We start from the raw sequence: 23080 nt of genomic DNA on the forward strand, positions 1-23080 counted from the left end.
AGTTCTTATATTCATTTTATAACTTCCCATCACTTTCTTCTAAAATTGATTTAATATCATAAACAACTGTATCCTTTAAGTTTGAAAAACTTAAATCTTTAAATTCATTATGAGCTACGGCTAATATAATTCCATCATATTTTTCTAATTCTAAATTTGATTTTAAATCTAGCTTATACTCTTCTTTTACTTCTGCTTTATCTGCCCAAGGGTCATAAACATCAATATTGCATCCAAACTCTTGTAACTCTTCAATTACATCAATTACTCTAGAGTTTCTAGTATCTGGACAATTTTCTTTAAAAGTAATTCCTAAAACTAATACATTAGAGCCTTCAATTTTATGTCCTTTTTTAATCATTAGTTTAATAACTTGATTTGCCACATAGATTCCCATATTATCATTAAGTCTTCTACCTGCTAAAATTATTTCAGGGTTATAACCAATACTTTGAGCTTTATGTGTTAAATAATAAGGGTCAACACCAATACAATGTCCACCTACAAGTCCTGGCTTAAATGGTAAAAAATTCCATTTAGTACCTGCTGCTTCTAATACAGCATTTGTGTCAATATCTAACTTATTAAATATTATTGCTAACTCATTTACAAAAGCAATATTAATATCTCTTTGAGAATTTTCTATAACTTTTGCTGCTTCTGCTACTTTTATTGTTGGAGCTAAATGAGTACCAGCAGTAATAATACTTGAATATAAATCATCAACTTTTCTCCCAATTTCAGGAGTGCTTCCAGAAGTTACTTTTAAAATTTTGGTAACTGTATGTTCCTTATCTCCTGGATTGATTCTTTCAGGAGAATATCCACAATAAAAATCTTCATTAAATTTTAAATTAGATTTTTTTTCTAATACAGGAACACAATCCTCTTCTGTAGCTCCAGGATATACAGTAGATTCATAAATAACAATATCACCTTTTTTTAAAACTTTTCCTACTGTTTCAGAAGCTTTAATCAAAGGAGTAAGAACAGGTCTTTTGTTGTCATCAATTGGAGTCGGAACAGTTACAATGAAGATATTACAATCTTTTATATCATTTATATTTAATGTATATTTTATTCCATTGGACAATGATTCTTTTACTTGATCTTCTGATAATTCTAAAGTTCTATCAAAACCTCTATTTAACTCATCAATTCTCCAATCAGAAATATCAAATCCTACTACTTCATACTTTGATGAAAAAGCATGAGCTAAAGGAAGTCCTACATAACCTAAGCCGATAACACAAATTTTATTCATTATTTATTTCCTTCATTATATTTAAAAAACTCTAAGTACCAATCAACAAACTTATTAACTCCATCTTGGATTGATGTTGATGGTTTATAATTTAAGTCATTAACTAGATCATCAACATCAGCATATGTTGCAGGAACATCTCCTGCTTGTATTGGTAGCATATTTTTTTCTATTTTTTTACCTAATTTATTTTCAATAGCTTCTATAAAGTCCATAAGTTTTACAGGGTTATTATTTCCTATATTGTAAACTTTATAAGGAGCACTTGAAGTAGAAACTTCTCCTGTTTTACCATTCCAAGTTTCATCTGCTTTTGCTGGATTATCTATCACTCTAATAATCCCTTCTACAATATCATCTACATAAGTAAAATCTCTTAGCATCTCACCATTATTAAATACATCTATCTTTTCCCCTTCTAAAGCTGCTTTAGTAAATAAAAAAAGTGCCATATCAGGCCGTCCCCAAGGTCCATAAACAGTAAAGAATCTAAGTCCTGTTGTTGATATATTAAAAAGGTGAGAATAAGTATGAGCCATAAGTTCATTTGACTTTTTACTTGCAGCATAAAGAGAAATAGGATGATCAACATTATGATTTGTACTAAAAGGAAGTTCTTCATTTAATCCATAAACTGAAGAACTTGAAGCATATGATAAATTTTTAACATCATTATGCCTACAAGCCTCAAGGATATTCATAAACCCAATAATATTTGAATCCATATAAGCATCAGGATTTGTTAATGAATATCTTACTCCTGCTTGCGCTGCAAGATTACATACTGCATCAAACTTCTCTTTTTCAAAAAGTTGCATCATTGCTTCTTTATCTTCTAAATTTAATTTTATAAATTTATATTTTTGATTCAGAGAAGAAGCAATTATTTTACCATAAGGTATATTTTCACTTTCTTCTAAAGAGTCAATAATTCCAGTTCTTTGAAGTCTTCCATATTTTACATTTTGGTCATAGTAGTCATTTATATTATCTAAACCTACTACTTCATCTCCTCTTTCAAGAAGTTTTACTGCTAAATGACTTCCAATAAAACCAGCTGTTCCTGTAACTAATATTTTCATAATACTCCTATTTCACAATAAACCAAGGGCTTAATAACTTTTCTTTATTATATATAACTGGAATATTTGACTCATATTGATACGTCATTTTTCCAGCACTTCTTACTACTGCATCAGCTGCAGCTGTATCCCACTCCATAGTTGGAGCTAGTCTTGGATATATATCTGCTACACCCTCTGCTACCATACAAAGTTTTAGACTAGATCCTTTTGAAACTTGTTCTATTTCTTTTGTATCTAAGTTATTTATAAAATCTTGTGTTTCAGAAGATAGATGCGATTTTGATGCAACTACAAATAATTTTTCTTTGGGAGTGTTATTCATTTTTAAAGGAAGTTTCTCTTCATTTTTAAAAGAGTTTGTTCCATCACTGTAATACATATCATTTAGGGCAGGAGCATATACTACACCTAAAATAGGAGTATCTTTATAAATTAGTGCAATATTTACAGTGAATTCTCCATTTTTTTTAATAAACTCTTTTGTTCCATCTATTGGATCTACACAAAAGTAGTATTCCCAATCTTTTCTTATATGGTATGGTGTTTGCTTATTCTCTTCACTCATTATTGGAATATTTGGATATAGTTTATTTAAAGAATTACAAATAAGTTCATTTGACTTTGTATCTGCTTCTGTAAGTGGAGATTTATCATCTTTATAATCTATTTGAAAATCTTTATTATAAATCTCCATAATGAGTTTTCCAGCTTCTAGTGCTATTTGTTTTAAGTCTTCTATTTTTACACCATTATATTGCATAATCGTTTTCATCTCCTTGGATATAACCATGTTTTATTAAGTGATTTATTACTATGTCTGTACACTCTTGAACACTATATTTATCTGTATTTATATGAATATGTGGCTCTTCTGGTTTTTCATAAGGAGAAGAGATACCAGTAAAATTTTTAATAGCACCTTCTCTTGCCTTTTTATACAATCCTTTAGGATCTCTACTTTCGCATATTTCAAGGGGTGTATCTACAAATATCTCTAAAAATTCATCATATTTTACAAGGGATTTAGCAATTTGTCTATCTGATCTAAAAGGAGATATAAATGCAGTTAAAACTATAAGTCCACTATCTACAAATAATTTACTTACTTCTCCTATTCGTCTTATATTTTCTATTCTATCAGGTTCAGAGAAACCTAAGTCTTTATTTAATCCATGTCTTACATTATCACCATCAAGAAGGTATGTTTTTCTTCCTCTTTTAAAAAGTTCTAGCTCTACTGCATTAGCAATAGTTGATTTCCCTGAACCGGAAAGTCCTGTAAACCAAAGAATACAAGGTTTTTGAGAAAGAATTCTTGCTCTATCCTCTTTTTCCACTTGTTGTTTATGCCATACTATATTTTGATTTGTTTCATGTTTTTTTTCTATCATTTCATATACTTCTTTTTTACAAATTTCATAATTATTTTTACAGCTTCATCAACTGCAACTTCATCAGTATCTATAATTATTTCTGCATGCTGTGGTTCTTCATATACATCATTTATACCTGTAAAGTTCTGATACTCACCCTTTAAAGCTTTTTCATATTTGCCTTTTGTATCTCTTTTTTTACAAGTTTCAATATCTGCTTTTACATAAACTACAATATTATTCTGAACCATTTCACGTATAGCTTTTCGTGACTCTTTATATGGACTTACAAAAGATGCTACAGTTGATACTGAATTTTTTTGTAATGTTTTTATAAGATGTCCAATACGATGCATATGCCGATTTCTATCTTCTCTAGTATATCCAATATCTGGTATTACATCTCTTATATCTTTTGAATCTAATCTTTCAATTGGAATATCAAGTTTTTCTAACTCTTCATAGACTGCATTTGCAATAGTCGTTTTACCTGAAAGGGGAAGTCCGGTAAACCAAAGATTAAAAGGTTCTATTTTTTTTCTTCCCCATTTTATCTTAAACCAAGCTCTTTCATGTGCCCAATAAAGAGCTATCTTTGCCACCCACTCTAAAGCACCTGCTGCAATTGCTAAATCAAGTCTTCCAAAAAACACATATACTATGATAATAGTGGTAGTTGTTGCAACTACTCTCCAAGAAAAACCTTTTACTAATGATCTTTTGTTTGTGTCTCTATACAATTTTTAAACTCTAACTATCACTATTAAATATATCTCTAGTATAAACTTTTTCTTTTACATCCATTATTGAGTCACTGAGTCTATTTGCAATTATTACATCACTTAAAGATTTAAACTGGTCTAAACATTTTATTACTTTAGAATTAAAATATGTGTCATCATTTAAAGATGGCTCATAAACAATTACTTCTATTCCTTTTGCTTTTATTCTTTTTATAACTCCCGCAATTGCAGAACTTCTAAAATTATCACTGCCCTGCTTCATAACTAATCTATATACACCTACTCTTTTAGTAGTATCAATGTTTTCTGCATTTTGTGCAGTCAGGTTCAATTTTTTTATTACAGAGTCTGCTATGAAATCTTTTCTAGTTGTATTTGACTCTACAATTGCACCAATTAAATTTGAAGGTACATCCTCATAGTTTGCTCTTAATTGCTTAGTATCTTTTGGTAAGCAGTACCCTCCATAACCAAAAGATGGATTATTATAATGGCTTCCTATTCTTGGGTCTAATCCTACACCCTTAATAATTTGTTCTGTATCTAAATTATGCGTTTGAGCATATGAATCAAGTTCATTAAAATATGCAACTCTCATAGCTAAATATGTATTTGAGAAAAGTTTTACTGCCTCTGCTTCTGTAGAATTAGTAAATAAAATATCAATATTATCTTTTATTGCTCCTTGCGCTAAAAGATTTGCAAAAGTTGTAGCACGTCCTGATTTCTCACCTACTATTATTCTACTAGGATATAGATTATCAAAGAGAGCTTTTCCTTCTCGCAAAAACTCTGGTGAAAAAATAATATTATTTGTGTTAAATTTTTTGTTTAGAGATTTTGTATAGCCTACTGGTATAGTTGACTTAATTACCATTGTAGCATTTGGGTTTATATCTAATACATCTTGTACTACATACTCTATTGACCTTGTATTAAAATAGTTTGTTTCGGGATCATAGTCTGTTGGTGTAGCTATAATAATATAGTCTGCATATTTATATGCTTTTTGTTTATCTAAAGTAGCTATAAAGTTTAAATCATCTTTTAGTAAATACTCTGCTATTTCTTTATCTTCGATAGGTGATTTTTTATTATTTAATAATTCTACTTTTTCAGGTACAATATCTAATGCAACTACTTCATTATGTTGTGCAAGAAGTAAGCCATTTGATAAACCTACATATCCTGTCCCTGCTATTGCTATCTTATATGATTTATTATTAAGCATTAATCATTTTATCCTTGATATTATCTATATTTTAATTTATTATTTTAGCAATATTCTTCTTACAAACTTGTTAGATTATTTTTTTTAAACTCTTCTTTAATATAATCTTTCCAGCTTCTACACCTGGTTGGTTATAGGTGTTTATTTGTACAAAACTTCCAACTATAGAAGTTAATAATTCATAGGTAAACATTAATTTTCCAATATTATATTCATCTTGTGATTGAATTGTAATTACATCATATGGTACATCTTTTAAATCATCAATTGCTTGAATAGTTGAATCAGCTTGTTTATTTATAAGGTCTTTAAATTTTATATCATTTAGATAATCAAGTTCTTCTAATCCTTCTAATGAAACATTTGGGATAGTTAAATCGTCATTAAAATCTTCAATTTTAATAAAAGTAACTGTTTTATCTCTTTTACCTTCCATAATTAGCTGTAAAAAAGAGTGTTGATCAACTGGACCTAAAAGACCAACTGGTGTTAATGCTTGTTTTGTACCATTTATATTTATCTTTCCTAAACTTTCACCCCAAAGTTGTACATACCACTCATTAAAGCCATCTAGTAATGATGAATAAGAAAAAACAACATTTATATTAAATCTATTTTTATTTTCTACTATAAATCTTGCTTTTTCCATAATAATTGAATAGTAATCTTCTTTTTCAAAAAAACTATTGTAAATATCTTGGCAACCCGTTAACAACTTATCTATATCTAATCCCATAATAGCAAGTGGAAGTAAACCTACATTTGAAAAAACAGAAAATCTCCCACCTACATTTTTAGGGATATCAAATATTTTTATATCTTTTGATTTTGCAAAAATACTTAATTTGCTATCTTCTTCAGTTACACATACTGTGTTAATACTAGTTAACTCTACTTTAGAAAATAAATATTTTAAAATAGAAATAGTTTCAATTGTTGTTCCAGATTTTGAAATAACTATAAATAATGCATCTTCTAAATCAATCTTTTTTATTCTTCTTTGTAAATCAATTGGGTCAGTTGACTCTAAAAAGTGAAGTTTTTTATCATTTTCTTTATCTATTAAAAAATGATGAATTGCAAAAGTACCTAAAGAGCTTCCTCCAATACCAACAACTACAATATGTTTTTGTTTTACATTTTTGGAAAAGGTTTTAACTTCTTTTGTATCTTGAAAAGGAAGATTGTAATAACCTATAGTTTCTTTTTCTTTTTTGATTTTTTCAAAAATTTCTTCATTTGATTTTATTTGATAAAAGCTTTTTTGATACTTCACTTCTTTTCCTCAATCTCTTCTATCTTGTGTTCAATAAAGTTTGATATAGCATCTTTAATATTTTCTAATTTATTTGGATTTCCTTGAAGTCTATCAAAGTGCTTTTCTATATTTTCATTTTCTTTTATTTTTAGCTCTGCTATCTTTTCACAGATATCTAAAAAAGTTGCATATGGTACATCATCCCCACGCTTTAGAAAATGAATAGATCGTTGTAAAGATACAAAAGGATTTACACTAACTTTAGAAAGATTATTTACTCTTGTATTTATATAAGTTATAAACTCTTGTCTCATTTCACAAGAAACTACAGTAAGAAGTCTTTTTTTTGTATTATAAGTACACTCAAAAGCAACTTTTGTTGAATCAAAATCAAAACCTTCAACAAGTTCTTTTAAAGTAGCATTTTTAAATTTTTCTCTAAAAACCAGTTGATAAATATCATTTTTATATCTGTATGTATATGAGTTGTTTTCATACTCAAAATAGTCTTTATTTAAAGCATTATTCATAAGCTCTCTATCTTCTGATATAGGGAAAAACATATCTAAATCTCTAAAGATATCTGATTTAATACATGAGCCAGCTAAATATAAAGTAATCTCTTCTTTCTCAATTGGCTCCACCAAAAGTCTTTGAAAAAATTCATTAAGCTTTAATACAATATTATCAAGCCTATAATCAAAGGCTAGTGCTTGATCATAAGATAAAATATCTTGATAGTTTTTCCAAAAATCGTAAATCAAACTTTGTTTTCCTTTTTAATACCTTTTATAAACTCAATAAAAAAAACTAAGAAAATAGAAATAATAAACGCAGATACAAAAGTAACTGAAACAACAAGTTTTTTCTTTGGTTTATTTATAGGTTCATTTGAAACTTTGATTTCATCTACTTTACTAGTAGGAATAACTGCTTTGTATTCTTTTAATTTTTTTGTATGTCTTTCTATTACAAAGTTATATACTTCATTTATATCTTTTTCTATTTTATTTTTATTTGTATTGTTTACAATTATTTTAAGTAAAGAGTCTGTTTTTTGAGGAGGATAAACCTTAGCATTAAACTTATTTTCTAAAATAATTTTTAAATTATTAGTATTATCAACAATTATAAATTCGTTATCACTAGTCTTGTACTCTCCTATTTCAATTAAAAGAGAACCTTTGTATATAGGTTTAGGATTTAATGACATAACATAAACTATTGAAAAAATTGTAATTAAACTTGTAAAAATAATGATAAACTTTTTATACAACCATATTGTTTTAAATAATTCTTTTAAATCAATTTCATCTTCTGAAATATATTCTTTATTTTGCTGCATAAATCTCCCAAACTCTAATAATGAAGTACATTATACCCTACTAAAATAATATTACTTTTAAATTACTACAAAACTTTTAAAACATCTTGTGCAGTTATTAGCTTCATACAGTTATGGTGTTTAAGAGGACAGGCCCTTTTCATACAAGGTGCACACGCTAAGTTTTTTGTTATTATATTTTCATTTGGATTATTCCATTGGTTTGTTTCTTTAAATCTTGTAGGTCCAAATATAGCTACTGTTTTAACTTTATACGCAGCTGCTATATGCATAGGTCCAGAGTCATTTGTAATAAAGATATCTAAACCAGCTATTTTTTCTATAAGTTCAGGGATAGTAGTTTTTCCTGCTAGGTTTTGATAGTTTTTAATTCCTTTTGATAAAAGCTCTTTTTCAATATCTTTTGCAATATCAGTCTCAGAAGGTCCTCCAAAAATAACTATTTCATGAGTTTTTGACATAGCTATTGCTACTTTTGCAAACTCTTCTGGATACCATCTCTTTGCACTCCCATATGTAGCTCCAGGATTTATTCCAAGAGTTAGGTTAGGATATTTATAAGCAGAAAAATATAGTTTTAAATCTCCTGCTTTATTATCTAAGTTTAAAACATGATTTACAAAATCATTGTATCTTAATACTTGATGAATCTGCTCTTTCTCTAATCTTTTATAATTAAACTTCTTTTTTGCATCTATAAAAAACATCATAAACTTAGAAGAAAAGCTTCTTCTAAAAGAAAGAGCTAAATCAACTTTTCCTATTTGTTTAGCTAACTTATAAAGATTTAAATATCTATTTCCTTCTTTTTTTGTATTATCAACTATAACTTTTTCTATATTTTTAAAGTTTCCTAATGCTTGAGTTGACACAAAAGAACCAAGAAGAACTATCTTCGCATCTGGATATGTTTTTATCAAGTTTTGTATAGCAGGAGTTGTCATAATTGCATCACCAAGCCAAGTTGGTATCTCTATAAATATTTTTTGAATCTTCATTTTATTTTTCATTTAAAAACTCTTTCAACACATAAAATTGTGGCAATTTAACTATTTTAGCATCTCTATTATCAACTAATCCATATCCAGGAGCGATAAGTTGATGCCAAAAAACTTTTTGTATTTTTTTACTTCTTTTTACTGTTTCTAAATACTCAATCATATATTTTGAATAATCTTCATTAGAAACACATTCATGTTCACTTGTTGGAGCATAAGGAGCTGTATTTGAAAGAGGCCAATTTACTTCTGTAATATAAACCTCATCATTTGTTTTAAGTGAAAGTTTACACAAAGAAAATAGTAAATCAATCTTATTTTTTGTATCAAAAAAACCATATTGAGTATTTGAAGGAGCCCCTCGTCTATCTACATACAAAAGAGAACTTACTTTATCATACTTGATTTTATATAGGTTAAACATTGCCCTTACATTATAATAGTATTCAAAATCTATTGTACTAGGTCCTATTAACTTCAAACCTTTATATTTTTCATCTCTTATCTCTTGAGCTACTTTAAAAACTCCTATATACTCTTTTACAGCAAAAAATCCCCACTTAGCTCTATTTATAGTAGTACCTATTTGATACTCCTTTACAAAATAACTAAACTTTGAAAATATAAGTTCCAAATCTTTTTTTAAAAGTTTTTTGTCCTCAATATGAGCTCTGTCTTGCATGATATTTAGTAAAATATTTTTAGGTGAGATTTCATTAAAACTTTTTGCAAACTCTACATAAGAATCAAGATTTTGCATATCCCAAAGAGGTACTCTTATAATAAGGTTTTTAACACCAAGTTCTTCTATAAGTTTTTGCTGTATATTATTTCCATCATCTTTGTCTAGATTTACTCCAAGACCAATAAACTCTTTATTTGAAAGTTCTTCTTTACCTCGAAATAGCTTCATTACTAAGATTGCAAGAGGTAAAATCAAAAGTGAAGAAAAAAGCATTTTGATATAATCCAATATATACTTTTTTCTCATGTTTTTTTTGTAAGTCTTATCTTTTATAACACTTGGTTGGTCGGAATATTTATCCCAGAAAAAAGGTGCTTTATTCATATTAAAGCCTTGTAAAAGGACGTTTGCCTAATTTCGCTCTTTTCACGTCCTTTTCATACATTTTTATAAACTTATCCCACTGCCTTTTTATCTTATACTTAGTATATGTCTTTGAAGCCTTATAAAGTGTAAATTTTATACCTGTTCTTTTAGCACCTAAGCCATCTACTATTATTAGTTTGTAACTATTATCTGAAATTTTACGACAAAATATATTAGTTAAACTTGTATCTACAAATAAGATTAGGTTTTTTTCTAAATAGTTTTTTAATTCATAAATTAATTTTTCTTGCTCATCTAAAGGGATTATTTTATTTGCTAAGTAATATCTAAAACTTTTACTAGGTGTTCCATCAAAATCAAAAACTCTATCAAAAACAAGTCCCTTGCCTAAGTTCGTATTTACATAACCATAACAATCTGTCACTTGGGATAAGTCTATATTTTTTCTTTTTTTTATATATTTCATATATGAATATTCTAATTCATTTTGATTATTGTGCTCATCTTTTTTGTGAAGAGTTTTAATAACTTTAGTACTGTCATCTGGATGAAGATAACAATCTCTTTCTCCACCTTTTGCAATAAGTAAATTTTTATTTAAAGTAATCATCTACTTCTCCAACACTTTTTTATATGTATGTTCTAAAAAAAGTTTACAATCATCTAATTCTAAATCTGTATTTATATATGTATAAACAAAAGATGGTTTTGCAAGATATATTTTAAAGTTGTACTTTTTATACTTTTTAACATCTCTTTTTTTCAACTCATCTTTCCTACTTAATATAGTTTTTGGTTTTGCATCTAAATGAATCGTCCAAAAAATAGTAGGAATCATAGATAAAAGTTTATTCCAGTTTTTTCGTAAAATTGTTTTTTTATCTAAAAAAGAGATGTTTTCAAGTAAATAGTCATTAAAAAACCTATCTACAAAAACTATCTTATTTTTAAACTTTGAGTTAAACACTAAATAAGGGTAATAAAATATACCTGCTAATAAAATCAAGAAAAAGTGTACATCATCATGCTGATCTTTTTCAGGTTTTTTACCCAGTTTTCTTTTTAAAAAGAATCTATTAATTGGATACATTAGATTATAAATTATAGAACGTCTTACGATTTTCTTAAATCTTTTATATAAGATATTTTTTTGTTTTATATCAATTGCAGAAGTCAATAAAGTTGTTTTACCTACACCATCAGGACCAACAATTGGATAAATTCTTCTTTTTTTATACTTATTAAACTCTTTTTTAAATTTTATTTTCTCTTTTGAAATATCATAAGAATATTGAATCTTAATAAAAAAAGTCTCTATCTCTTTTGTATTATATATTTCAATAGTAAAAAAATCGAATTCATTTTTAAATATAGAAAAGCAAAATTTACTTCTAGAACAAAATCTAAATAAAGTTTTAAAGAAGCTATCTACATCTTCATTTTTAATATTAATTGTATTGTCTTCTAAACTAATACCTAAATTTTTTTTCTCAGCTTTTCTAGTCAATTTTAAAAATAGACTATCATCTAAAAATATATTCTCTTTATTCACTTAATAATTCCATTAAACAATCTTCTATTTCTTTATACTTTTCTTTTGAATAGTCACTTGAAAGCATAAAGTTATTTTGATTTTCTTCTTCACTTATCGTTGCCCATCTTTTTGAACTAGCAAATAAAGAGTCACCAAAAAAAGAGATTGTTTTTGTATTTGTTGATCCTGCTAAATGCATAGGTCCTGTTGATGTACTAATAAAAAGATATGATGAAGCTATATATTTAGTGAACTCATACAGAGGTATCCTTGAATCAAAAAGCTCTATTTTTTGTTTTTCTTGAGGATTTAACCTCGAAGAAATATACTCTTTAGAAGATTTATCATCTGGTCCAAAAGTAAAAACAACTTTATATGAAGTTTGAAGGGCTTTTCTAGCAAGTTTAATGTAATCATCTAAAGATAAATTTCCATCACTACTACCACCAAAACCAGGATGAAGTATCACTCTTTTTTTTGTGGCTTGAAATGAAGAATTAGTTCTAATTAATGGTCTTGAAAATGATAAATTAATATTAGGGAAAATAGCTTTTGCTAAATCTAAATTATATTGCCATTCTGTTTTTTCAACTTGACTTCTTCTTTGTTTTATTCTTTTAGTAAAGAAGATTTGAGCTATTTTTGTAGCTGGAGCAACTCTTATTTTTATGCCACTTTTAAAAAGAAGTTTTCCCAGTGCTGTATCTATATAAGCACTAATACTTGCATCAAATTTCTTTTCTTTGATTTCTACTAAGGTTTTATTCAAATTGTTTTTATCAAATAAAATCACATCATCAATAAAATCAATCTCTTTTGCAAGGTCAAAGTTTATTTTACTTACAAGTGCTGTTAATTTTGTGTTTGGATACTGCTCTTTTATAGCCTTAAAAAGAGGTAATGTTACAATAAAGTCACCTATTTTATCATGTCTAGTAATAAGAAGATTCACTATTTCTTACCTCTTATTTTTCTTTTAAATTCAACAAAGTCTTTAAGCTTTTTATCACACTTTTTTAAAATATCTATTGCAGTATCTTTTTCAACATTTGCAAAGCTAGCATAAGTAGTTGCGATTAAAATAATATCATCTTCATCTAACCAAAGCTTTGCAAAATTATCAAGTCCAGTTTCTAAATCAATAGCTTTGAATTCCATTCTATTTATATCTACTACTGAGAAGTTGTAAGATTCGTCTTTAATTGAAACTAAAGTATTACCTGCTGAAAAATCTTTGTGATAAACATTGTTTTTATGTAGATTAAAAGTAAACTCTACAAATTTTTTTATAATTTCTTCTCTGTTTTCAAGTTCTTTATTTCTAAGAGGTTCTCTAATTGTAAAATCATACTCATATTTTTTTGCTATAAAAAAACTCTCTTTAAATAAAAAGTTTCTATAAAATTCTATATATCCTATTGGCTCTGGTGTATTTAAACCTAAGCTTCTTAATTTCACTGCATTTTGATATGATTTTTTTGCCTTTGAATCTCTAATATATGCATAAACAATTTGATTTACTTTATTTGGTATTCTAAAAGCTTTTACAACTGTTTGCACATCTTTATAAGTAATTACTTTTAATTCATTTCTTGCTTTATGAATAGTATTTGAGTTTTCTTGGAAATATTTTTTTATATTTAGCAAAAAATCTTTTGTATTTTTATATTGTTCATTTAATTCAAATTTGAAGTTCAATTTATGCCTTAGTCTCAATTTCTTTAAATACTTTTTCCCACATTTGATTAGATAATTCTTTTAAATACTTTGATTTATTTTCTAACTTTAGAACTAACTTTTCTTTTGAGTTTTCATCAATTAAAATGTCAACTTTTCTTCTGATATCATCTACTGAAGAGTCTAAAGTTAAGATTCCTTCTTCAAAATCATAATCCTTAAATAGCATTTGATACTTATGACTCCAGCTTGTTCCAAGGGCAGGAGTTGCTTGACTTAAAGAACTTACTAAACTATGAAATCTACTTCCAATTACACCATGAGATTGTTTAATGATTCCTTTTACCTTTAAAGGGTCTTCTTCTTTGAATATATTAATTCCACCTACTTTGTTAGCTATTTCTTCTGCAAGAACAAAGTCTTTTTTCCCTTCATGAACTAAAATAAAAGGATTTTTTCCCTTTTCTCGTAAATATTTAATTGATTCACTAATTAATTTAATATAATTATTATCACTACTATTTATCCAACTTTTACTTACCATTTTATAGTTAGGGATAATACAAAAATCATTTTTTTCAAAATCAAAATCTTCTACTTCTTTAGCTTTAACTAAATTAGTAAAATCAGGCATATTAAATATATTTTTTTGAGAAGTAAATGAAGTTAAGTAATTAAAAGAAACTTCTTCTCTGGCAAATACTAGATCACAGTTTCTAAGAAGTTCTTTCATTGTCTCTTTAATTTCTCTTTTTTCAAAAGGGCCAAAAGCTTGTGGTAACAAAATTAATTTAGCATTATTTCTTTTTAATTTCTGTGAGAATTTAAATAACTTTTTTGTATTTTTTACACCCCATTGATCTCCATGGGCAAAACCAGCTGCATCAAGAACTATATCAACTTCTTTTTGCCTAACAAGTCCATACATTTTTCTTCTTTTTTTAGGAACTAAAGAGACAAAAAAGTCTCCTAAATCTAAACCTAGTTTTTCATATGTAACTTTTTGATAAAGACTAAGCTCTGCTCTTTTTTCATAAGGAGAAACATTCAAACTAGGAGCCATAACAAATCTTGCTTTAGGAAATCTACTTTTTATTTTTTCTAATATTGCATGTAACATTAGTTCTGCACCTTTATTTACAAAACCAACGCCTCTAATTTCAATTAACATATTATTTATTACCTTTAAAAATTTTCTTAAGTTTTGAGAAAAACCCTTTTTTCTTATTTTTATCATCAAAAAAATGATTTGCTTTTAATATCACATCTTCTTGACTTTCTAAATTATCTAACTCTAAAGAGTGCACTATTCTTTTCTTCGCTTTTTTTACATCTTCATCAGATGCTTCTATACTATATGAAAAAATATTCTCAGGATAAGAAGGAACAGTTTTACCAAGTTCTTTCCAAGCTTTTATATTTGCATTAAATTTTTTTCTTTTTAACTCAATCCCTTGTCCAGAGATAGCTTGTTCTAAAGATGCATCTCTTAAGTTAATAAAGTTATTAGCAATAGCATCGTTTACAATATCTTTACCTAAAGAAGTCCTTACTAAAACTAAACTTTCTCCATTCTCTTTATCTGTATTTTCTACACCATGAGGATCACCTAAAACAATATCTGAATAGATATTCATTTTATCAAAGCAAAGCATACATCTTGTAGGAGTAAAAAAGTCTTTCATACTCTTTCTGTTTTTTTTATCCATAATGTGAAGTTTCCCATCTTCATAAAAAGATATATCTCCAGGATAAGAAGTATTACTTGTATCCCTGAAAACAAAGTTTGTAACTGTGTTTTTTGTAGTTTTTTCTGTAAAGAAAGGAATTGCACTATATAGCATCACTCTATCACAAATTAAACCTATTTTAATTAACTTATCATTTAATTTTTTTCTAATACTTGTTAAGTTTTCTAATCCATGCATATGACATGATAATCCAACTATTGCTACTTTTCCTTCAATTTTTAAAACATCAGGAATTATTGATGTTAAATTAGTAGGAACATACTTTGATTTCTGAGAAGACATTAATTCTTTTGAGTCTTTAACAATTCTTGGTTCAGTCTTTAAAGTCTTTTCATTCATTTGTGTTACTACTACAGCACTCACTATTTCTTTATCTAACATATATTTTAATAGTGCTGTTGTAACACCTCCACTTTGAGAATTATAGTAAATATCTTCATCTACAGCTTTTCCAACAAAAGATTTATCAATATTCCCAATAAAAGGATCTTCACTAGTTTTATTTATTAATTTTTTATTAAAATGATCTCCCGGACAAACATCAAAACATAGACCACAATTTGTACAGGCATCATAATCGATTTTAGGGAATAGAAAACCTGCTGTTGATTGATTATAAGAGATACAATCATGTCCACAAGAGGAAAAACAAGTACCACAACTGTGGCATAAATAATTATCAACAACTTCTGTTATATCTCTTTTCTCTTTTTTAGGCAATAAAGTTTTCCTTATAAGTTTTATATATTTTATCAAAAAACTCATTTGATTTTATTAAATAACCACTTATTATAATTTAATATTTTTTTAAGTATTATTCAAGCCCATATTTTTAGAAGGACTTTAATGAATAACTTTATATCAAAACTACTATATAATATTTTTATCGCACTTATAATTACAGCCTTATTTATAGCGGTTGAACAAATTTACAGAATATACAATGATATTTTATCTTTTAATCTTACACCCAAAAGTATTGTAGAACAGTTTGCAATAAATCTTCTTATTGTTTCAATAGTAAAAACTAGAGCTATTCTTATTATATATATTATAATTGCTGCTTTTGTTTGGTTCCAGATTTTACACTTTGCATATTTTGGGACATGGATTTTCCCACTAGAATATTTACTATTCTTTACTAAATTCCAAGAAACATATGACACATTCAGAACAGTTGCTGAAATAGGAATAATTCCTACAATAATGATTTTAATTTTATTAATTAGTATATATTATTTACTGAGAAATTCTGAAGAGAAAAGACTTAAAATTCCTTTTTTATCTTTTGTTTTAATTGCTTTTATAATCTTTGTTCCAGTAAGAGTTTATGTAAAAGATTCAAAAAAGGGTCATAGACCAAATGTTGAATACTACCCGCTTAAAAATACAGTTGTGAACTTAGGTTATTTATTTGGAAATATTCTACCTAAAAAGGCTATGGGTAATAGTGGATTAGAACAACCTGTAAGCCCTACTCCAAATCTACTTACAAAAAATCCGGATGTTAATATTATTATGATTATGGGTGAGTCTTTAAATAGAAATTTTATGTCTTTATATGATTATAAAATAAAAACTACTCCATTTTTAGATTCAATAAAAAATGATGAAAATTTTGTATATAAAAAAGGTATTGCATCAGGTGTTGTAACAGATGTTGCTGTACCATCTTTTTTCAATATTATTAAAAGACCAGATGGTGTTCCTCAGATTATTTCGACAAATACTTGCCTATTTAAGATGGCTAAAAACAATGGTTTTCAAACACACTTTTATAGTTCACAAGCACAAGATCAATTAGCTCAATTAAAAAGCTATATTTGTACAAAATGGATTGACGATTATGTTGATGGAACAAGTGTTACAAAAGATATAGACAAACCTGCATTAGATACATTTTTACTTGATAAAATTGAAGAAGTTGATTTTTCAAAGCCTAGTTTTGTTGCTCTACAACAAAGAGCTTCACATACTCCTTTTATAGATACTTTTCCTAAAGAGTTTGAAATCTTTACAAAAGAAAATATAGAAGATAAAACAATTATTCAAAATACAATTGATTATGCAAACTCAATTCATTATACTGATTATATTATCTCTCAGTTAGTAAAGAAAGTAAAAGAAAAAACGAATAGACCAACTTATTTTATTTTTACATCAGACCATGCTTCAAATGTTGGAGATCCAAATAGACAAGGACATGGAAGATTAAATTATGATGCGGTATATCAAGTACCATTCTTTGTTTATGGAATTAATAATGCAAAAGTATTAAAAGATAAATTCTCTGATTTTGAATTTATTTCACACTATCAAATGGGGAATGTAGTTAGTAATCTTTTAGGATATGAAGAAAAGTATGATTATTTTAATGTTAAAGAAGATTACTTTGTATGTGATTCAGATATTTCAGGATTATCTGGTATCTTAAAAATATCTTTTGATGAAGAAAATAAACAAACAAAAACACTTATAGAGTAGTTATTTACTCTGTAAGTATTTATTTACAAATTTTTCCCATCTTCTACTAATTCGTCCTCTTGCAAAATATGAGATTTTATTTGGCAAAGTAAAATGAGATACATCTCCTAAGCCGTCAATTAAAACTAAATCAAAATTTGTTTCACTGTTTTTTCTAAGTAATATATTTTTAGGCATCATTCCATAATTAAAAATAATACAGTTATCCAAAAAATATTGTCTATACTCTTCTAACTCTTTTTGATAAGCTTCTACACCATTTTCTTTTAGATAAAAAGCAAAACTTTTAGAAACTTCACCATCATAATCACGAATCAGTTCAATAATAAAACCAGGGCCCTTATTAGTTTCAACTTCACCATAAAACTTAGGTAGGTGTTTAAAGTTTTTCATTCCTCTTTTTTCTAATTCTTTATAATAAGAGATTTCTTTTTGTGATTGTTTACTCTCTTGTCTTTGATTACCTTCATAAGTTACTTTTACTGTTTTCTTATCATCTTCAGGGTGTAAATATATTGCTCTTTCATTACCCTTTGCTATAAAATCTTCATCTTTTAAAAATAACACTCATTCTCCTAAAGTTTACTAAAAAATTCACTTAGTTTATCAAACTGTTTTTTATTATCAAAAAGCTCTTCTACTTTTTTTTGACCTGCTTTTGCAAGCTCTTTTCTTAAAGTTTCATCTTTATATAACTTCTCTATTTTTAAAGCTAAATCTTCATAGTTTCCACTTTCAAATAGTAAGCCAGTTTTTTCATCATCTATTATTTCTAAAACCCCACCAGAGTTTGAACCAATAACACAACTACCATTTCTCATAGCTTCAATGGTAACTAAACCAAAAGTTTCATTTCTTGAAGTCATTAAAACTACATCACATGCTTGCATAAACTTATGTGGCTTTTTTGTAAAACCTACAAATAAAACTTGTTCTTCTAAATTAAAATCTATAACTCTTTGTTTTAATTGCTGTAAATACTCTTCACTCATGGGAGACCCAATAATATAAGCTTTGATATTTAAATTTTTCTCTTTTAAAAGCTTCATCGCTTCTATAAGTAGATGTTGCCCTTTAAACTCATTGATTCTTCCAATAAGTCCTAACATAAAAGAGTCTTCTACTTGTAACTCTTTTTTAAACTCTTTTATTTCTTCTTCACTTAGTAGTTGAGATTCATTTGCTCCAAGATATAAAGTTAAAGTTTTAGGTCTAATATTTTGAGGAATAAACTTTTTTATTTGCTCTTCTAAAGCTTTTGTAACACAAATAATTGTATCAATATTTTTATATAAAAACTTATGATAAAAATCACTTTTAAATCTTGTCATTGTCATATGTCTTGTTTGTATAATCTTTGGTTTTCTTTTTGAAAAGATTTTAGCAAGAGCAACAATAGGAAGGTCTTTTGTCCAATGAAGATGAACAATATCAATATTTTGTTTATCAATAATTTTTGCTAATTTCAAAGATGCACTTATGGAAAAGCTACTTTTTCTATCTATTTCAAACTTTTGAACATCTTGAATGAAATCTTTTAGTTTTGATTTTGAAGCGACTACACATGAAACATCAAAGTTTTTTGATAACTCATTTGTACATCTACTCATATAAAGTTCTAAACCACCTAAATCAGGAGATAAACAAACTTCTAAAATCTTTTTATTTGTCATTCTTTTGCATCTCAAGCATTAAAGCATATTTCATATATGAGCTAAAGGCTGAAATCACAGCAACATTCCAACCATGAATCCCATGAAAAGCTCCACCTTTTAAAACTAAAGCTTTAAATAAAGCTCCTACTCCATGAACAAAAGGGTCTAAAGAGTTTGCTCTTTTTCCTGCATCATATGAGATTTGTGCCCCTCTTTTGATAAATTTTTCAGTTGTTCTTATCATCTGCACATAATCTTCATAAGAGTAATGAAGCATATCAGCTTTTAAATCACAAATATTTTTAGCTTCAACTTTTGCATGACCTTTTAATTTTGAATATCCACACTTATTTCTATTATAAAGTCTTGTTACTCTATCTGGATACCAAAGTTTTATAAAATTATCTCCTACATAAGTCTTTCTTGCAAAAGAAAAACCATCATATTGTGTATTATCTAAATCAAGTTTTTTAATCTCTTCAATTGCATTTAAATCTAATCTCTCATCAGCATCAATACTTAGTACCCAGTCATATTTTGCAAGTGGCTCACCAAAAGCTTTTTGAGGGCCATCTCCTAAATACTCTTGTTTTATAACTTTTGCACCTAAGCTTTCGGCAATTTCACAAGTTCTATCAATACTTAATGAGTCAACTACTAAAACCTCATCACAAACTTCTTGTACTGATTTTATTACAGCCTCTATATTTTTTTCTTCATTTAATGTAATTATATTTGCAGTGATTTTCAAATCTTGCGACCTTATCTTAAAATAGTATATATTATATAACAAGTTTAATTTAAATTCGATATAATCGCCTTTTTAAAGGTAATTAATGAAACAAAAAACTGCAGTTATATGTCTATCAAGAGTAAATGGAGGAATGGAATTAGCCTCTGTTAAATTAGCAAGATTATTAAGTAGTGAAGTTGAAGTTGAGTTTATAGCTAGGGATAATAGTTATATTCTAAATAAAGAAGAACACTTTAAAGGCTTTAATATAAAAGTGCATGAAGTAACATTTTCTAGTAATTTTAGTTTTAAATTAATAAAAAGTGTTAGAGAGATATTAATCAATAGCCAAATTAAAAATGTTATCTTCTTAGGTGCTTCTGAGATGAAATCTCTTTATTTTGCAACCCTTGGCTTAGATATAAATTTTATTATTAGACAAGGCTCTAAAAAAACCACTTCAAAAAAAGATATTTTTCATAAACTATTTTATAGTAAGGTTAACTATTTTGTTGGAAACTGCGAGTATATGAAGCAAAATATAATTGATATTTTACCAATTGCTAAAAATGCACAAGTAAAAAGAATCTACTCTTCTTTAAGACTTGAAAAAAATATATCATTTAAAGAGTTTAATAATAAAATTGACTTAGTTCATGTGGGAAGGGTTCATCCAGGAAAAGGTCAATTTGAAGCTATAAAAGCTTGTGATATTTTATTTAAAAATGGTTTTGATTTCAACTTGAAATTCTTAGGAGATATCCAAGATAAAAACTATTTTGAAAAGATGAATAACTATCTTGAAACTCTTGAATATAAATCAAAAATAGAGTTTGTAGGATATACAAGTGAAGTAAAAAAACATCTTCAAGAAAGTGATGTTTTTATCTTTCCAAGTTTAGGAGAAGGTATGAGTAATGCTATTATTGAATCACTTGGATTTGGGATTATTCCAATTATTTATAATGATACTTCTTCTCCTGAATTCAAAGATTTAGGTTTTCATATTCATTTAACTTCAAATAATAGTGTTGAAGAACTTGAAAGTATTGTATTAAATGTAGCTAAAAATTTAAAAGAAGAAAAAATCAAAGCAAGGCAAAACCATCCAAAAGCTTTAGAGGTTTTTGCATTACAAAGAGAGCAAAAGGAGTATTTAGAACTTCTTATTTAATAAACTTAAAAAATATTTATTAAAAGAGTATTTGTGAGGCAAAGACTCTTCAAATCTTTTCCATAATCTTATTATCTTTTTTTGAGTAAATAAAGGGATATATTTTGAAAAAGGTAAAAAATCATTATTTACTACCCCATCAATTAAAATAAGTCTAGCTTCATTTTCATTTATTTTTTGATAAAGCATATTTTTTGTATTTAAATCTTTTACTACGATATTCTCTTTTAGGGTATATTGTTTTAAATTTTCAAGAAGTTTTATTGGAGTTATTAAAGTTTTTGTTTTTTCATCTTTTTGCAAATAAAAAGATAAGGTTTTAGAAACATTTCCATCATAATCTCTAACTAAATCAAAGACTTCACCCTTTCCAAGAGAGGTATCTATGCTACCATAATATTTTGCTAAAAAATCCCAAGAAATTTCTCTTTTTTGTAAGAATTTATAATATTTAATCTCTTTTATAGTCTCTGAATAATCATTTGAATGAGTTATTTTTATACATTTATTTGAATCCATTGGATGAACAAAACAACTTCGATTTGTTCCTTTTCCAATTGGTTCAATACTGTTTAAATCAATCATTTAGAACTTTGAATATAATCTAAAATCTTCTGTGCTCTTGCACTCCAAGTATGATAATTTAAAAACTTTTCAAAGGCATTATTTGCTAGTTTTTCTCTTTTTTCTTTATCTTCTATTAATTCATTAACTGCATTTTCCCAAGCATTTATATCTGAACTATCAACTAATAAAGCACTCTCATCATTTAAAGCTTCATATACAACTTTAAAATTTGAACAAATAATTGCTTTTTTTGAAGACATATATTCAAAAAGTTTAATAGGAGACATATATTTACTTGACCTATTTCCTTCATTATCACTTTGATAAGGAGCTAAAAGAATATCACACATATTTCTATATTTATAAGTCTCTTTAGGTTCTACAAAACCATGAAAAATAAGATTCTCTAAATTTTCTTTTGATTTCCAAAATTCAATATCTTTATCTTTTCCACCAATAATATGAAATGTTGCATCTGGAATTTTTTTTGCTAACTCAATAATAATATCAATTCCTCTTCCTTTAAAAAGGCTTCCTACATATCCAATTTGAACTCTTTTTTTATCTAAAATCACACTTGAAGGTATTTTATTATCAGGAATAATATTTGTACCATTACTTGCTGCTAAAATTGAATCTAGATCAATATTACAACTTTTATTGTACATTTTTTTAAGTTCATTAGAGTTCACAACTAGCTTTGCTTTGTTTTGATTATTTTTAATAAACTTATTAAAGAAAAAGTCATTAAAACCTTTTCCATCATAAGGTTCATGTTTTTCAAAAAGAGTAAAATATTTACTTTTTTGAGTTAAATAAAAAACAAACATATCATCTCTTCCATAAACAATATCAGGATTAATTTTTTGAACCTCTTTTAAACATATATAAGAGTAAATTCTTTTTTTAAGATATTTAATATTAGGAGAAAATAGCTTTTTTAATTCAAAGTTTTTTTCAACTCCATAATATTCAAATAAATCCTCTATATTTTTCTCTTCAAGCTTTTTTGTCCAAGGAGCTAAAAGAGTAACTTCATGCCCTAAAGAAGCAAAGGCATTACACATCTTCATTACATGAATACTATTTGCTGTTCTTGAAGGGATTATTGATCTTGAGATATATACTATTTTCAT

At 26.9% G+C, this 23080-nt stretch carries 24 protein-coding genes; 2 read left to right on the forward strand and 22 right to left on the reverse strand.

Annotated elements, in window-relative coordinates:
• Positions 1-16: 16 nt before the first annotated feature.
• The 17 genes from tviB to CRV02_RS00795 form a co-directional block, all read right to left on the reverse strand.
• Positions 17-1264 carry a Vi polysaccharide biosynthesis UDP-N-acetylglucosamine C-6 dehydrogenase TviB gene (gene tviB, locus CRV02_RS00715; RefSeq protein WP_129088724.1) on the reverse strand — a complete coding sequence of 416 codons (1248 nt, stop codon included), beginning with the start codon at positions 1262-1264 and terminating at the stop codon, positions 17-19.
• On the reverse strand, positions 1264-2346 hold the full coding sequence (locus CRV02_RS00720) for an NAD-dependent epimerase (protein ID WP_129088725.1): 1083 nt from the start codon (positions 2344-2346) through the stop codon (positions 1264-1266). The genes tviB and CRV02_RS00720 overlap by 1 nt, the downstream gene beginning before the upstream one ends.
• 7 nt (positions 2347-2353) lie before the next feature.
• Positions 2354-3109 (reverse strand): 3'(2'),5'-bisphosphate nucleotidase CysQ, encoded by a 756-nt coding sequence (cysQ, locus tag CRV02_RS00725; RefSeq protein WP_129088726.1) that lies wholly within the window; start codon positions 3107-3109, stop codon positions 2354-2356.
• On the reverse strand, positions 3099-3740 hold the full coding sequence (gene cysC / locus CRV02_RS00730) for an adenylyl-sulfate kinase (RefSeq protein WP_129088727.1): 642 nt from the start codon (positions 3738-3740) through the stop codon (positions 3099-3101). Before cysC (CRV02_RS00730) ends, cysQ begins: the two co-directional genes overlap by 11 nt.
• Positions 3737-4462, reverse strand: coding sequence for an adenylyl-sulfate kinase (gene cysC, locus CRV02_RS00735; protein WP_129088728.1), 726 nt, complete (start codon positions 4460-4462; stop codon positions 3737-3739). Before cysC (CRV02_RS00735) ends, cysC (CRV02_RS00730) begins: the two co-directional genes overlap by 4 nt.
• A gap of 10 nt (positions 4463-4472) precedes the next feature.
• Positions 4473-5696, reverse strand: coding sequence for a nucleotide sugar dehydrogenase (locus tag CRV02_RS00740; RefSeq protein WP_129088729.1), 1224 nt, complete (start codon positions 5694-5696; stop codon positions 4473-4475).
• A gap of 70 nt (positions 5697-5766) precedes the next feature.
• A complete protein-coding gene (locus CRV02_RS00745; protein ID WP_129088730.1) occupies positions 5767-6972 on the reverse strand; it encodes a glucose-6-phosphate isomerase in 1206 nt (401 codons plus the stop codon).
• On the reverse strand, positions 6969-7718 hold the full coding sequence (locus CRV02_RS00750; RefSeq protein ID WP_129088731.1) for a hypothetical protein: 750 nt from the start codon (positions 7716-7718) through the stop codon (positions 6969-6971). Before CRV02_RS00750 ends, CRV02_RS00745 begins: the two co-directional genes overlap by 4 nt.
• Positions 7715-8299: a Wzz/FepE/Etk N-terminal domain-containing protein gene (locus CRV02_RS00755; protein ID WP_129088732.1), complete on the reverse strand. Its 585-nt coding sequence runs from the start codon at positions 8297-8299 to the stop codon at positions 7715-7717. Before CRV02_RS00755 ends, CRV02_RS00750 begins: the two co-directional genes overlap by 4 nt.
• A gap of 65 nt (positions 8300-8364) precedes the next feature.
• Positions 8365-9309: a glycosyltransferase family 9 protein gene (locus tag CRV02_RS00760; RefSeq protein WP_258239198.1), complete on the reverse strand. Its 945-nt coding sequence runs from the start codon at positions 9307-9309 to the stop codon at positions 8365-8367.
• Entirely contained in the window at positions 9299-10366 is a 1068-nt protein-coding gene (locus CRV02_RS00765; protein WP_129088733.1) for a hypothetical protein, read from the reverse strand. The genes CRV02_RS00760 and CRV02_RS00765 overlap by 11 nt, the downstream gene beginning before the upstream one ends.
• A gap of 1 nt (position 10367) precedes the next feature.
• On the reverse strand, positions 10368-10979 hold the full coding sequence (locus tag CRV02_RS00770; RefSeq protein ID WP_129088734.1) for a YrbL family protein: 612 nt from the start codon (positions 10977-10979) through the stop codon (positions 10368-10370).
• On the reverse strand, positions 10980-11921 hold the full coding sequence (locus tag CRV02_RS00775) for a hypothetical protein (RefSeq protein WP_129088735.1): 942 nt from the start codon (positions 11919-11921) through the stop codon (positions 10980-10982).
• Positions 11914-12855 carry a glycosyltransferase family 9 protein gene (locus CRV02_RS00780; protein WP_129088736.1) on the reverse strand — a complete coding sequence of 314 codons (942 nt, stop codon included), beginning with the start codon at positions 12853-12855 and terminating at the stop codon, positions 11914-11916. Before CRV02_RS00780 ends, CRV02_RS00775 begins: the two co-directional genes overlap by 8 nt.
• Positions 12855-13601, reverse strand: coding sequence for a lipopolysaccharide kinase InaA family protein (locus tag CRV02_RS00785; protein WP_129088737.1), 747 nt, complete (start codon positions 13599-13601; stop codon positions 12855-12857). The genes CRV02_RS00780 and CRV02_RS00785 overlap by 1 nt, the downstream gene beginning before the upstream one ends.
• Before the next feature lies 1 nt (position 13602).
• Complete coding sequence (locus tag CRV02_RS00790; protein ID WP_164968941.1) at positions 13603-14751, reverse strand: polysaccharide pyruvyl transferase family protein; 1149 nt, start codon at positions 14749-14751, stop codon at positions 13603-13605.
• Position 14752: 1 nt separating this feature from the next.
• Positions 14753-16051, reverse strand: coding sequence for a Coenzyme F420 hydrogenase/dehydrogenase, beta subunit C-terminal domain (locus CRV02_RS00795; RefSeq protein WP_164968942.1), 1299 nt, complete (start codon positions 16049-16051; stop codon positions 14753-14755).
• Between the two features lie 126 nt (positions 16052-16177).
• Between CRV02_RS00795 and CRV02_RS00800 the strand changes: the two genes are divergently transcribed.
• The gene (locus CRV02_RS00800) at positions 16178-17815 is read left to right on the forward strand and encodes a phosphoethanolamine transferase (RefSeq protein ID WP_129088740.1); all 1638 of its coding nucleotides are present in this window, start codon (positions 16178-16180) and stop codon (positions 17813-17815) included.
• On the opposite strand, the gene CRV02_RS00805 is transcribed toward CRV02_RS00800, so the two are convergent.
• From CRV02_RS00805 to CRV02_RS00815, 3 genes are read right to left on the reverse strand one after another with little or no spacing between them, the layout of a single operon-like run.
• Positions 17816-18382: a YrbL family protein gene (locus CRV02_RS00805; RefSeq protein ID WP_129088741.1), complete on the reverse strand. Its 567-nt coding sequence runs from the start codon at positions 18380-18382 to the stop codon at positions 17816-17818. It lies immediately after the preceding gene.
• An 8-nt stretch (positions 18383-18390) separates the two neighbouring features.
• Positions 18391-19488, reverse strand: coding sequence for a glycosyltransferase family 4 protein (locus tag CRV02_RS00810; protein WP_129088742.1), 1098 nt, complete (start codon positions 19486-19488; stop codon positions 18391-18393).
• Positions 19478-20221, reverse strand: coding sequence for a glycosyltransferase family 2 protein (locus tag CRV02_RS00815; RefSeq protein ID WP_129088743.1), 744 nt, complete (start codon positions 20219-20221; stop codon positions 19478-19480). Before CRV02_RS00815 ends, CRV02_RS00810 begins: the two co-directional genes overlap by 11 nt.
• Positions 20222-20306: 85 nt before the next feature.
• On the opposite strand from CRV02_RS00815, the gene CRV02_RS00820 reads away from it, so the two are divergent.
• Positions 20307-21377, forward strand: a complete 1071-nt coding sequence (locus tag CRV02_RS00820) for a glycosyltransferase (RefSeq protein ID WP_129088744.1) — start codon at positions 20307-20309, stop codon at positions 21375-21377.
• On the opposite strand, the gene CRV02_RS00825 is transcribed toward CRV02_RS00820, so the two are convergent.
• Together CRV02_RS00825 and CRV02_RS00830 are read right to left on the reverse strand one after the other, a co-directional pair.
• Positions 21360-21962 carry a YrbL family protein gene (locus CRV02_RS00825; protein WP_129088745.1) on the reverse strand — a complete coding sequence of 201 codons (603 nt, stop codon included), beginning with the start codon at positions 21960-21962 and terminating at the stop codon, positions 21360-21362. The two genes, CRV02_RS00820 and CRV02_RS00825, sit on opposite strands and share 18 nt — an antisense overlap.
• Positions 21959-23080 (reverse strand): glycosyltransferase family 4 protein, encoded by a 1122-nt coding sequence (locus CRV02_RS00830; RefSeq protein ID WP_129088746.1) that lies wholly within the window; start codon positions 23078-23080, stop codon positions 21959-21961. The genes CRV02_RS00825 and CRV02_RS00830 overlap by 4 nt, the downstream gene beginning before the upstream one ends.

This window comes from Arcobacter sp. CECT 8989, from assembly GCF_004116715.1.
Lineage (GTDB): Bacteria > Campylobacterota > Campylobacteria > Campylobacterales > Arcobacteraceae > Halarcobacter.

Coding starts and splice junctions, on each gene's coding strand:
- tviB (WP_129088724.1), bottom strand. CDS start 1,264: ATGAATAAAATTTGTGTTATCGGCTTAGGTTATGTAGGACTTCCTTTA.
- CRV02_RS00720 (WP_129088725.1), bottom strand. CDS start 2,346: ATGAAAATATTAGTTACAGGAACAGCTGGTTTTATTGGAAGTCATTTA.
- cysQ (WP_129088726.1), bottom strand. CDS start 3,109: ATGCAATATAATGGTGTAAAAATAGAAGACTTAAAACAAATAGCACTA.
- cysC (WP_129088727.1), bottom strand. CDS start 3,740: ATGATAGAAAAAAAACATGAAACAAATCAAAATATAGTATGGCATAAA.
- CRV02_RS00740 (WP_129088729.1), bottom strand. CDS start 5,696: ATGCTTAATAATAAATCATATAAGATAGCAATAGCAGGGACAGGATAT.
- CRV02_RS00755 (WP_129088732.1), bottom strand. CDS start 8,299: ATGCAGCAAAATAAAGAATATATTTCAGAAGATGAAATTGATTTAAAA.
- CRV02_RS00760 (WP_258239198.1), bottom strand. CDS start 9,309: ATGAAAAATAAAATGAAGATTCAAAAAATATTTATAGAGATACCAACT.
- CRV02_RS00765 (WP_129088733.1), bottom strand. CDS start 10,366: ATGAATAAAGCACCTTTTTTCTGGGATAAATATTCCGACCAACCAAGT.
- CRV02_RS00770 (WP_129088734.1), bottom strand. CDS start 10,979: ATGATTACTTTAAATAAAAATTTACTTATTGCAAAAGGTGGAGAAAGA.
- CRV02_RS00790 (WP_164968941.1), bottom strand. CDS start 14,751: ATGTTAATTGAAATTAGAGGCGTTGGTTTTGTAAATAAAGGTGCAGAA.
- CRV02_RS00800 (WP_129088740.1), top strand. CDS start 16,178: ATGAATAACTTTATATCAAAACTACTATATAATATTTTTATCGCACTT.
- CRV02_RS00810 (WP_129088742.1), bottom strand. CDS start 19,488: ATGACAAATAAAAAGATTTTAGAAGTTTGTTTATCTCCTGATTTAGGT.
- CRV02_RS00820 (WP_129088744.1), top strand. CDS start 20,307: ATGAAACAAAAAACTGCAGTTATATGTCTATCAAGAGTAAATGGAGGA.
- CRV02_RS00825 (WP_129088745.1), bottom strand. CDS start 21,962: ATGATTGATTTAAACAGTATTGAACCAATTGGAAAAGGAACAAATCGA.
- CRV02_RS00830 (WP_129088746.1), bottom strand. CDS start 23,080: ATGAAAATAGTATATATCTCAAGATCAATAATCCCTTCAAGAACAGCA.